Below are 11,413 nucleotides of genomic sequence, written 5' to 3' on the forward strand. Positions count from 1 at the left end.
CTATCCTGCCGCCGGCTCGAGACATTGCCCACGCTGCAGCAATTCGGTCGCGGCCTCGGAGGGCAACGGATGACAATAGAGATATCCTTGGGCATCATCGCAAGCGAGATCGCGCAGGACGTCCAGCTGCTCCGCGGTTTCGACTCCGCCTGCCTGTCCTTTCATGCGGAATACATGCGCGATCTGGATGACCGCGCGCGCCAGATCGGCACCTTCGGCGGTAGTTGACGCGTCCTGGGTGAGCCTGCGATCCAGCTTGATCGCATGGAACGGGAATTTGCGCAGATAGTAGAAAGAGGCTCGGCCGTTGCCGAAATTGTCCAGCGCCAGCTTCACGCCAAGCAGGTTGAGCTTGGATACTTGCTCGAAAGCACGTTCTTCGTCTTCCCATAACGCATGTTCGGGAATATCGAGCTCCAGCCATTGCGGAGCGAGCCCGGTTTCTTGCAGTATGGCGGCCACCATATCGGCAAAGTTTTCCTGCATCAACTGGCGGGACGCAAGGTTGACCGACATCATCACCGGAGCCCCGGCAGTCTCCTGCCAGACTCGGCTTTGCGTGCAAGCCGTCCGCAGCACCCATTCGCCCACTTCCAGTATCAGCGGCGAGCTTTCCAGCGCATTGATGAACTGCCCAGGCAGCAACAAGCCGCGTTGCGGATGCCGCCAGCGCAACAGCGATTCCATGCCGTTGATGCGCCCGGTCCTGACGTCGACCTGCGGCTGATAATCAATCGTAAACTCACTGCGCGCGAGCGCGTTCGACAATTCATGCTGCAACTCGCGTTCTTCGCTCGCCTTGAAGTGCATGCTGGAAGAATAGAAGCGGTAGGCGTTGCGTACATTGCTTTCCGCCTTGGCCTGATACATCGCGGTATCGGCATGCCGCACCAGGGTTTCCAGATTGTCGGCATCCGACGGATAAAGACTGATCCCGATGCTGACGCTGACATCCAGCGAAAAATCATTGACCAGGAACGGCCGCTGCATAGCCTCCATTATTTTGCAGGTTGCGGTGACCGCATCTTCCTCACTGCGCATGCCGGTCAGTATCATCGTGAACTCGTCGCCGCCGATGCGCGCGACGCAGTCTGTTTCGCGGATGCACTCGCGCAGCCGTTGCGCCACTCCTTGCAGCAATAAATCGCCGACATGATGGCCGAGCGTGTCATTGATCGGCTTGAAATCGTTGAGATCGAGCAACAGCAGCGCCAACTGGCTTTCCTGGCGCCGTGCCAGCGCCATCGCATTCTTGAGCCTATCGTAGAAATGCTTGCGATTGGATAGCCCCGTCAGGCTATCGTGATGCGCAAGATGGTTCAGCCGTTCCTCCATGCGCTTGCGTTCGATGGCATAGCGCAGGGAGCGCATCAGCAAATGGCTGTTGACGTGGTCCTTGACCAGGAAATCCTGGGCGCCGTACTGCACCGACTGCACCGCCAGCCGCTCGTCCGCCAGATTGCTCAACACCACGATCGGCACGTTGAGCGCGGCCGCATGTATCGTATACAAGGTTTCCAGGCCGGTGCCGTCCGGCAATAGCAGATCGAGCAGGATCGCGGTGATGTCGTGCCTCTCCAGCATTAGCAATGCGCTTTCCAGCCGATCCGCCGCCAGCAGGTTGAACTGCCGGTCGCCGCCTTCTGCCAGCAGTTCGGTAACCAGGCGTATATCGCCCGGATTGTCCTCAACCAGCAGGATATTGATCGGCTCGACGTTCATGGCAAGCTCCACGGGTGAAGTGGCGGTTAATCGCCGACGCTGGAAGGCAATTTAACGATGGTCAGCCAGAAATTTTCTATCGACTGTATGACCTTGATGAACTGGTCCAGATCGACCGGCTTGGTAACGTAGCAATTGGCATGCAGGTCGTAAGTGCGCAGGATGTCCTGCTCGGCCTCGCTTGATGTGATGATGACCACCGGAATGCGCTTCAACACGGGGTCGGACTTGATTTCCGCCAGCACCTCGCGCCCGTCCTTCTTCGGCAGGTTGAGATCGAGCAGCACCACGTCCGGCGTCGGCGCCTCGGCGTATTTCCCCTGCTTGCGCAAAAATGCCATCGCCTCCATGCCATCCTGCACCACGTTGAGGTTGTTGCGTATCTTGCTCTCGCGTAATGCCTCCTGCGTCAGCCGGACATCTCCCGGATTGTCTTCGGCCAATAAAAACTCTACCTGTCTACCCAATTCATTCTCCATGACGTCTCCTTTCCCCATGATTCACAGGTAAGGTGAAATAAAAAACAGTGCCTTTGCCCGGCTCGGATTCTATCCATATTTTTCCGCCGTGGCGTTCGACGATTTTCTTGCATACCGACAGCCCGATGCCGGTACCGGGATATTCATGCTTGCCGTGCAAACGTTGAAAAATGACGAAAATGCGCTCGAAAAATTCCGGCGCGATGCCGATGCCGTTGTCGCGCACCGAAAGCAGCCATTCGCCGTCCCTTTTTTCCGCTCCCACATGCACCACCGGCGAGGTCTCGCCGCGGAACTTGATCGCGTTGCCGATCAGGTTCTGGAACAGCTGCGTCAGTTGCGAAATATCCGCGGTCAACTTGGGCATGGGGTCGCGCGTGACCACCGCGCCGGATTCCTCGGCCGCCAGCCGCAGATTGGCGATCGCTCGATCAAGCGCAACACCGGATTCGCACAGTTCGATCGGCTTGCCGTGCGTGCCGACCCGCGACAATGTCAAGAGGTCGATGATCAGCGCCTGCATGCGGGTGGCGCCATCCACCGCAAAATGGATGAACTCGTTGGCGTCCGCGTCCAGCTTGTCCTTGTAGCGGCGCGCTAGCAATTGCGTGTAGCTCGCCACCATGCGCAACGGTTCCTGCAGGTCGTGCGAGGCCACGTAGGCGAACTGCTCCAGCTCGCGATTGGAATGCGCCAGCTCCTCGGTGCGCTCCGCCAGTTCTTGCTGGGTGCGCTTGAAGGCGGTGATATCGGAAAACTCCACGATGAAATGCGTCACCGCGTCATTGTCGTCTTTCACCGAACTGACGTTGATCCAGGCGGGAAACTCCTTGCCGCTCTTGTGGCACAGCCAGGCCTCGCCCTGCCAGCGCCCGCCATTGGCGACGGTCTGCCGGATCGCGGCCAGCGCTTCGGATTGCTGGTCGGCAAATAGATGCTGCCATGGCTTGCCTGCCAGTTCCTCGGGCAGGAAACCGCAGATTTCGATGACCGTCCTGTTCGCATGCAGGACTTTGCCTTTCATGTCGGCGATGAACACCGCCTCGATGTTGCTTTCGAACGCCTGCGACAGCAAGCGCAGCAACTCGTGCTCGCTCTGGAAATAGGCATCCAGCGAGATTTGGGAATCGAGCAATGTTCTTTTGATCAACGCCGACATCGTAGCCAGCAGTTTTTGCTGGTCACCGCCGCAGTGGCGCAGCATTTCGGGCAATATGCTGGCGAGATATCTGCCGTAATCGCCGAGATGCCACTTGGGCTTCAAGCCGGCTGCCTGATGCGCCATGCCCACACGCATCCTGGCCAGCGCATACTCCAGCCCGTACTCGCCGCTGCCGAGCTGTTCGAAATAAGTGAGTTGTTTCTGCTTGAGGCTGGCGAGCTGCCCGGCATCCTGCAGCAGCTTGCCGGCTTCGGCATCGGCCTGCAAACGGGCGTAGAAAGCGTCGGCGAATGCCGCCCCGTCCAGGTCGAGCCGCTGGTGCAGGTCGTTCAGCAGCGCAATGTCCTGTGCACCGAACTCGAGAAAGTCCTTGCGTCGACGAACGTCTTCCGCGTCGAGTCCCATCGACTCGGCCAGGGTCCGATCATCAATGCTGGCATTTACCATGTGATCCATCTCCTCGGTAGCCAAGTGCCGGCAATGGCGAAAGCACTTGCTGTACGGTCCGAAGAAGCAGAGCTAGAGGCAATTCAGGAGGGAGTTCGAGATATCGATGAACCCTGCGACCTGGCAATCCCGCTGTCCCCGACATCATCCTTGGACCGGAAATTTTGCGCCCCCGCCTTACGGTCGGGTTCGCCCTTTTCAGGTAGTGTTAATTTGACATTAGAATGCCAAAACAGCCGGCTGTCAATTTAGCGCGAAAGTCTTGTTTTTCAAGCCTCTGGACGCATGTGCGGGAACAGGATCACGTCGCGGATGCTGGGCGAGTCCGTCAGCAACATCACCAAGCGGTCGATGCCGATGCCACAGCCGCCGGTCGGGGGCATGCCGTATTCCAGCGCGCGAATGTAATCGGCGTCGTAGTACATGGCTTCGTCATCCCCGGCCTCCTTGGCCGCCACCTGCGCCTTGAAACGCTCGGCCTGGTCCTCGGCGTCGTTCAGCTCGGAAAAGCCGTTGGCAATCTCGCGCCCGGTAATGAACAACTCGAAGCGCTCGGTAATGCCGGGACGGGTGTCGGATGCGCGCGCCAGCGGCGATACCTCGACCGGGTAGTCGACGATATAGGTCGGCTGCCACAGCTCGGCTTCCGCGGTCTCCTCGAACAGCGCCAGCTGCAGCGCGCCGAGGCCGGCGTGCGCCAGCGGCTTGACGCCGAATTTGGCCAGCTCGGTCCGGAGGAAATCCGCGTCGTCCAACTGGGCGGCGCTGTATTGCGGCGCGTACTTGAGAATCGCCCCGGTGATCGTCAGGCGCTGGAACGGCTGAGACAGGTCGAGCTCGCGTCCCTGGTACGTCACCACCGCATCCCCGGTCGCAGCCATGGCCGCGGCGCGGATGCAGGCCTCGGTGAAATCCATCAGCCACTGGTAATCGGTATAGGCGGCATAGAATTCCATCATCGTGAATTCCGGATTGTGCCGCACGGAGAGCCCTTCATTGCGGAAATTGCGGTTGATTTCGAACACGCGCTCGAAGCCGCCGACGACCAGGCGCTTGAGATACAGTTCGGGCGCGATGCGCAGGAACATCTGCATGTCCAGCGCATTGTGATGGGTCTTGAACGGCTTGGCCGCCGCGCCGCCGGGGATGGGGTGCAGCATCGGTGTTTCGACTTCGAGGAATTCGTTGTCCAGCATGAAGCTGCGAATCGCGGCGACGACACGGCTACGCGCGATGAAAGTTTGGCGCGTATCCTCGTTCATGATGAGGTCGACGTAGCGCTGGCGGTACTTGATTTCCAGGTCGGTGAGACCATGGAACTTCTCCGGCAACGGGCGCAGGCTCTTCGTCAGCAGGCGCAGGCTGTCCACCCGCACGCTCAGTTCGCCGGTCTTGGTTTTCATCAGCACGCCTTCGGCGCCGACGATATCGCCCAGATCCCAGCGTTTGAAGGCTTCGTAGGCTTCCTCGCCAACCTGATCGCGCGCGATGAAAAACTGGATGCGCCCGCCGCTGTCCTGCACCGTGGCAAAACTGGCCTTGCCCATCACGCGCTTCAGCATCATGCGGCCCGCCACGCAGGCGCGCACCGCTTCGGCTTCCAGCGCTTCTGCCTCTTTTGGCCCGTGCGCGGCATGCAGACTGGCCGCGGCATGCAGCGGACGGAAATCATTGGGAAAAGCCACGCCGCTCTGGCGCAGGCTTTTCAGCTTCTCGCGCCGCTCGGAAATGACGTGGCTTTCGTCCTGTACGGACGTATTTTCTTGTTCGCTCAATTTATACTCCCTGCTTCAAACTCTCGCTGATGAACGGGTCGAGATCGCCATCCAGCACGGATTGGGTGTTGCCGATTTCGACGTTGGTGCGCAGATCCTTGATGCGCGACTGGTCCAGCACATAGGAACGGATCTGGTGGCCCCAGCCGATGTCGGTCTTGGCGTCTTCCATCGCCTGTTTTTCCTCGTTGCGGCGGCGCAGTTCCAGCGCGTACAGCTGCGCCTTCAGCATCGCCATCGCCTCGGCGCGGTTGCGGTGCTGCGAACGGTCGTTCTGGCATTGCACCACGGTGTTGGTCGGCAGGTGGGTGATACGCACTGCGGAATCGGTCTTGTTGATGTGCTGGCCGCCGGCGCCCGATGCGCGATAGGTATCGATGCGCAAATCTGCCGGATTGATGTCGACCTCGATGGAATCGTCCACTTCGGGATAGACAAACACGCTGGCAAAGCTGGTATGGCGGCGCGCGTTGGAGTCGAACGGCGATTTGCGCACCAGCCGGTGCACGCCGGATTCGGTGCGCAGCGTGCCGTAGGCGTAATCGCCGGAAACCTTGAGGCTCGCGCTCTTGATGCCGGCGACGTCGCCTTCGGACTCTTCCAGCACTTCGACCTGGAAGCCTTTTCTTTCGCAGTAGCGCAGATACATGCGCAGCAGCATAGAACCCCAGTCCTGCGCTTCGGTACCGCCGGAACCGGCCTGGATATCGACAAAGCAGTTGTTGGGGTCCATCGGGTGGGAGAACATGCGGCGGAATTCCAGCGCGGCGACTTCTTGCTCCAGTTCCCGGGCATCGGCTTCGATGGCGTACACGGTATCGTCGTCGCCTTCGCCGCGCGCCATCTCGAACAGTTCCTGCGCGTCTTTCAGGCCGTTGGCGACGTGCTCCAGCGTCAGCACTACCGACTCCAGCGATTTCTTCTCGCGCCCCAGCGCTTGTGCACGCTCGGCATCGTTCCAGATGGCCGGGTCTTCGGCGAGTTGGTTGACTTCGGTCAGGCGCTCCTGTTTCCCATCGAAGTCAAAGATACCTCCGCAGATCGACGCTGCGGGAACCCAGTTCCTGCAGGTGATTGGCGATGGCATTGAGGCGTTCGGCTTCCATGGTGATTCCGGTCAATAATTTTAAAAGCGCGATTATAGCAGCCCGCCGCCCATCATCCGAACAGCAGCATGCCTATACCCAGCCCGATCGCGACGGCACCCATTCCCACGGCGGCCCGGCGCGCCAATGCCTTGCCGCCGATAAACGCCAGCAGGCCGAACTTGAAAGCCAGGTTGGAGAGATAGGCGATCGTGATCGACATGACCGCCTGGTCTGCCAGCAGCTTGCCCTGTTCGAACAGGCGCAGGCTGGAAAGCGATATCGCATCCACGTCAGTCAGCCCGGAAACGAAAGCCAGCAGGTACAGTCCGCGACTGCCGGCAATATCGGACAGCCAGGCGGCAGCCAGCAGCACCAGCGCATACAAGGCGCCAAACGACAACGCCGTTTTGATTTCGGTCGGGTTGCGGATTTCCGGCATCGGCAGCTCAGCCATCCGGTTCATGCTGCACCACCAATAAAAGGCCGCCGTCGCGCCGACGACAAACCCGCTCGCCAGCACCGGCACCAGATGCGGCAAAATGGCGGGAGATACCACGCTGCTTACCACGCACAGCCGTATCAGCACGACCAGGTTGGCGATCAGGATGACCACGACGGCCAAGCCGGACAAGGCGGGGTTCTTGCCGTAGCGGGCATACACCAGCGTCGTCGCGGTACTCGACACCAGGCCGCCGAGAAAGCCCAGCAGCGGCGAACCGTAACGCTGGCCGACACCACGCAGCGCCACATAACCCGCCAGGCTCACGCCGGAAATCAGCACCACCATCCACCAGGTCTGGTAAGGATTGAGCGTATCGTAGGGGCCGTAATCGCGGTTGGGCAGGATGGGAAGAATAATGAAAGACAGCACCGCGAATTGCAGCATCGATTGCAGGTCGCGCCGCGACAGGCTCTTGGTCATGCTTTGCAATTCAGGCTTGTAGTGCAGCAGGATGGTCATCGTGATCGCCAGCATGATCGCCAGCGTCCCAAAGCCGTACCAGATCACCGTGCCCAGGCCGAAGCACAGCAGCAACGCGGCCTGAGTGGTAGTGCCGGGATCTTCACTTTCGTCGTCGTCCATGTAGGCGCTGACTATGATCGCGGCCACCGCGATAAATCCCGCAGGCAGAACCCAGGCGGATGTCGTGCGCTCGGATATCAACGCCAGCAAGGTGCCCAGCATCGCCACCAAGCCGAAAGTGCGCAAGCCGGCCTTGGCCGCCGGGCTGCGCTCGCGTTCGACGCCCACCAGCAAACCGACTGCCAGGCTGGTAGCGAATGCCGGCAGATATTCGAGTCCATTGCCTTGAAGAAAAAGCTCTTGCATGACCAGATACCTCGAGTGGGACTGCAGCTATGGTAACGCTTATTTAGATGTTGGCAACCGCGCGCCTTCTGGACGCCTGAGATTTTTTCATAAAACTGTCATAATTACGGTATAGCATTCGCAGCGTCCCAAACACACTCAGGAGATTTTGATGCGAAATATTGTCCGTACCCTGACCGGCACCGTAGCGGCTGCCGGTCTCGTCTTTGCCGTGAGCGCTCACGCAGTGGACATCACCGGCGCCGGCGCCACCTTTCCGTACCCCATCTATGCCAAATGGGCGGAAGCCTATAACGCCAAGACCGGCGTGAAGCTGAACTACCAATCCATCGGCTCCGGTGGCGGCATCAAGCAGATCCAGAACAAGACCGTGAACTTCGGCGCCTCCGACAAGCCGCTGACCGTGGCCGAACTCGACAAGGACGGCCTGATGCAGTTCCCGGCCGTAATCGGCGGCGTGGTGCCGGTAATCAACGTCGAAGGCATCTCTTCCGGCAAGCTGCGCCTGAACGGCGAAGTGCTGGCCAATATCTTCTTGAAGAAAATCACCAAGTGGGACGATGCCGCGATCAAGGCGATCAACCCAGGCGTGGCATTGCCTTCCGCCAACATCACGGTGGTGCATCGCTCCGATGGCTCCGGCACCACCTTCAACTTTGCCAACTACCTGACCAAGGTCAGCGAGGAATGGAAAACCAAAGTCGGCGCCGACACTTCCGTGTCCTGGCCCGCAGGCGTGGGCGGCAAGGGCAACGAAGGCGTGGCTTCCTACGTGCAGCGCATCAAGGGCGCCATTGGTTATGTCGAATATGCCTACGCCAAGCAAAACGGCATGAACTACGTCGTCATGCAGAACCGCGAAGGCGAGTTCGTCAAGCCCGGCCTGGCCAGTTTCCAGGCTGCCGCCAAGTATGCCGAATGGGAAAAAGCCCCCGGCTTCTATGAAATTCTTACCAATGAGCCGGGCAAGGAATCCTGGCCGATCGCCGCCGCCACCTTCATCCTGATGCACAAGACGCAGGAAAATCCGGCTGCCGCCAAGGAAGTGCTGAAGTTCTTCAACTACGGCTATACCGAAGGCGATAAAATGGCCGAAGCCTTGGACTACGTGCCGTTGCCCGACACCGCCGTGAAGCTGATCCAGAAACACTGGAGCGTCAATCTGAAAGGCAAGGACGGCAGCGCCGTCTGGCCGTAAGCAGCACACGGCCGGTGCGGATGACCCCGGCAACTGATGACATCGGCGAACGTTTTTGATAGCGTTCGCCGATCTTTACTCTTAAAGACACAAAAAACATGTCCGACACGCAAACCCAGCCACCCAACGCGCAAGCCATACTCGATGTGTTGTTCCGCAACACGACCAGGCTGTTCGCTTTCCTGGTGTTTGCCGTACTGTTCGGCATCCTGATCACGTTGCTGGTGGCGAGCCTGCCGGCACTCGAGACCTTCGGCCTTCACTTCTTCACCAACGATGCCTGGAATCCGGTCACCGTGGAATTCGGGGCGCTGGTCCCCATTTACGGCACCATCGTCACTTCACTGATTGCCATGCTGATCGGCATTCCGGTCAGCTTCGGCATCGCGCTGTTCATCACCGAACTCACCCCGGCCTGGCTCAAACGGCCGCTGGGTATCGCCATCGAACTGCTGGCGGGCATTCCCAGCATCATCTACGGCATGTGGGGGCTGTTCGTGTTCGCTCCCTGGTTCGCCGACAGCTTCGAACCGTGGATCAACGACAACATGGGCAACTGGCCGCTGGTCGGCCAGTTCTTCCAGGGGCCGCCCATGGGCATAGGCATGCTCACCGCCAGCTTCATCCTCGCCATCATGGTAATTCCGTTCATTTCCTCGGTGATGCGCGACGTGTTCGAAGTAGTGCCGCCCATGCTCAAGGAATCAGCCTACGGCTTGGGCGCCACCACCTGGGAGGTGGTATGGAACGTGGTGCTGCCGTACACCAAGGTCGGCGTCGTCGGCGGCGTCATGCTGGGGCTGGGCCGTGCACTGGGTGAAACCATGGCGGTCACCTTCGTCATCGGCAACGCGCACGATCTTTCGATATCGCTGCTGATGCCGGGCAATACCATCTCCTCCGCGCTCGCCAATGAATTTACCGAAGCGGTGGGTGACATCTATACCTCTTCCCTCATCACGCTGGGCATGATGCTGTTCGTCATCACCTTTGTCGTGCTGGCACTGGCCAAGCTGCTGCTGCTCAAGCTGGCTTCCAAGGAAGGCAAGCAATCATGATCGCCTTGAATCAAAACCGTTATATGCGACGCCGGGTGACCAATGCAGTCATTCTCAGCGTCTCGTTGCTGACGGTGGCATTCGCGCTGTTCTTTCTGGCATGGATACTTTGGACCTTGCTGAGCAACGGCCTGGGCCATATTACCTCCAGCGTATTCACGCAGATGACACCGCCGCCCGGCAGCAAGGGCGGCCTGCTCAATGCCATCGCCGGCAGCCTCTATATGGTGGCGATGGCGACCCTGATCGGTACGCCGGTAGGCATACTGGCCGGCACTTATCTGGCGGAATTCGGCCGCGCTGGCTGGCTGGCGCCGACCACCCGTTTCATCAACGACATTCTGCTGTCCGCGCCGTCCATCGTCATCGGCTTGTTCGTGTATGAAATTATCGTGCACCGGGTCGGCCATTTTTCCGGCTGGGCCGGTGCCACCGCGCTGGGCCTGATCGTATTGCCGGTAGTCGTGCGCACCACCGAAAACATGCTGCAGCTGGTGCCCAACAGCCTGCGCGAAGCCGCCGCGGCGCTGGGAGCGCCGCAATGGAAAATCGTCATCATGGTTTCCTACCGTGCCGCGCGGGCGGGCATGCTGACCGGCGTGCTGCTGGCAGTGGCGCGCATCAGCGGCGAAACCGCGCCACTGCTGTTCACCGCGCTGAACAATCAGTTCTGGAGCAACGACCTCAACGGACCGATGGCCAGCCTTGCCGTGATCATTTTCCAGTTCGCGATGAGCCCCTATGAAGACTGGCACCATCTGGCATGGGCCGGCGCACTGCTGATCACATTTTTCGTGCTGGGCCTGAACATTCTGGCACGGGCACTGTTCAAAAAGAGCGGAATGCAATGACCGAAGTACATCTGAAAGCACCCCATCTCATGCACCCTGAATACATACAGGAAACGCACATGGCCGAGACCAACAAGATTACCGTCAATAACCTGAATTTCTATTACGGCAAGTTCCATGCGCTGAAAAATGTCAGCATGAGCGTTCCCGACAACCGCGTTACCGCTTTTATCGGTCCGTCCGGCTGCGGCAAATCCACGCTGCTGCGCACGTTCAACCGCATGTATCAGCTCTACCCCAAGCAGCGTGCGGAAGGAGAAATCCTGCTGGACGGACAGAACATTCTCGATGCCAGGCAGGATC

The 11,413-nt window shown here is 59.5% G+C and carries 10 protein-coding genes and 1 riboswitch; of the genes, 4 read left to right on the top strand and 6 right to left on the bottom strand.

Annotation, left to right across the window (positions count from 1 at the left end):
* The 6 genes from VGK14_RS13370 to VGK14_RS13395 form a co-directional block, all read right to left on the bottom strand.
* On the bottom strand, positions 1 to 1,722 hold the full coding sequence (locus VGK14_RS13370; RefSeq protein WP_331509590.1) for a putative bifunctional diguanylate cyclase/phosphodiesterase: 1,722 nt from the start codon (positions 1,720 to 1,722) through the stop codon (positions 1 to 3).
* A 26-nt stretch (positions 1,723 to 1,748) separates the two neighbouring features.
* The gene (locus VGK14_RS13375; protein WP_331509591.1) at positions 1,749 to 2,201 is read right to left on the bottom strand and encodes a response regulator; all 453 of its coding nucleotides are present in this window, start codon (positions 2,199 to 2,201) and stop codon (positions 1,749 to 1,751) included.
* Positions 2,191 to 3,810 (bottom strand): sensor histidine kinase, encoded by a 1,620-nt coding sequence (locus tag VGK14_RS13380; RefSeq protein ID WP_331509592.1) that lies wholly within the window; start codon positions 3,808 to 3,810, stop codon positions 2,191 to 2,193. Before VGK14_RS13380 ends, VGK14_RS13375 begins: the two co-directional genes overlap by 11 nt.
* Positions 3,811 to 3,929: 119 nt before the next feature.
* A riboswitch (cyclic di-GMP riboswitch) is annotated at positions 3,930 to 4,014 on the bottom strand.
* A gap of 65 nt (positions 4,015 to 4,079) precedes the next feature.
* Positions 4,080 to 5,585, bottom strand: coding sequence for a lysine--tRNA ligase (gene lysS, locus VGK14_RS13385; RefSeq protein WP_331509593.1), 1,506 nt, complete (start codon positions 5,583 to 5,585; stop codon positions 4,080 to 4,082).
* A 1-nt stretch (position 5,586) separates the two neighbouring features.
* Positions 5,587 to 6,691, bottom strand: a protein-coding gene (gene prfB, locus VGK14_RS13390; RefSeq protein ID WP_331509600.1) for a peptide chain release factor 2 whose coding sequence is annotated in 2 segments (ribosomal slippage) — positions 5,587 to 6,609 and positions 6,611 to 6,691 — 1,104 coding nt in all. Because the reading frame shifts where the segments join, the coding sequence is not laid out codon by codon here.
* Positions 6,692 to 6,743: 52 nt separating this feature from the next.
* Positions 6,744 to 8,003, bottom strand: a complete 1,260-nt coding sequence (locus tag VGK14_RS13395; RefSeq protein WP_331509594.1) for an MgtC/SapB family protein — start codon at positions 8,001 to 8,003, stop codon at positions 6,744 to 6,746.
* Positions 8,004 to 8,154: 151 nt separating this feature from the next.
* Here VGK14_RS13395 and pstS point away from each other — a divergent pair, with 151 nt between their 5' ends.
* From pstS to VGK14_RS13415, 4 genes are all read left to right on the top strand, one after another.
* A complete protein-coding gene (gene pstS / locus VGK14_RS13400) occupies positions 8,155 to 9,201 on the top strand; it encodes a phosphate ABC transporter substrate-binding protein PstS (protein WP_331509595.1) in 1,047 nt (348 codons plus the stop codon).
* 98 nt (positions 9,202 to 9,299) lie between these two features.
* On the top strand, positions 9,300 to 10,259 hold the full coding sequence (gene pstC / locus VGK14_RS13405) for a phosphate ABC transporter permease subunit PstC (RefSeq protein ID WP_331509596.1): 960 nt from the start codon (positions 9,300 to 9,302) through the stop codon (positions 10,257 to 10,259).
* Positions 10,256 to 11,110 carry a phosphate ABC transporter permease PstA gene (gene pstA / locus VGK14_RS13410; protein ID WP_331509597.1) on the top strand — a complete coding sequence of 285 codons (855 nt, stop codon included), beginning with the start codon at positions 10,256 to 10,258 and terminating at the stop codon, positions 11,108 to 11,110. Before pstC ends, pstA begins: the two co-directional genes overlap by 4 nt.
* A gap of 59 nt (positions 11,111 to 11,169) precedes the next feature.
* Positions 11,170 to 11,413, top strand: a 244-nt coding sequence (locus VGK14_RS13415) for an ATP-binding cassette domain-containing protein (RefSeq protein ID WP_331509598.1), incomplete at its 3' end; no start/stop codon positions are given.

Source organism: Novimethylophilus sp., assembly GCF_036504375.1.
Classification (GTDB): Bacteria; Pseudomonadota; Gammaproteobacteria; order Burkholderiales; family Methylophilaceae; genus Novimethylophilus.

Bases quoted from the DNA above. Each gene is read 5' to 3' on its own strand.
- VGK14_RS13370 (WP_331509590.1), bottom strand. From the start codon at position 1,722: ATGAACGTCGAGCCGATCAATATCCTGCTGGTTGAGGACAATCCGGGC.
- VGK14_RS13375 (WP_331509591.1), bottom strand. From the start codon at position 2,201: ATGGAGAATGAATTGGGTAGACAGGTAGAGTTTTTATTGGCCGAAGAC.
- VGK14_RS13380 (WP_331509592.1), bottom strand. From the start codon at position 3,810: ATGGTAAATGCCAGCATTGATGATCGGACCCTGGCCGAGTCGATGGGA.
- VGK14_RS13395 (WP_331509594.1), bottom strand. From the start codon at position 8,003: ATGCAAGAGCTTTTTCTTCAAGGCAATGGACTCGAATATCTGCCGGCA.
- pstS (WP_331509595.1), top strand. From the start codon at position 8,155: ATGCGAAATATTGTCCGTACCCTGACCGGCACCGTAGCGGCTGCCGGT.
- pstC (WP_331509596.1), top strand. From the start codon at position 9,300: ATGTCCGACACGCAAACCCAGCCACCCAACGCGCAAGCCATACTCGAT.
- pstA (WP_331509597.1), top strand. From the start codon at position 10,256: ATGATCGCCTTGAATCAAAACCGTTATATGCGACGCCGGGTGACCAAT.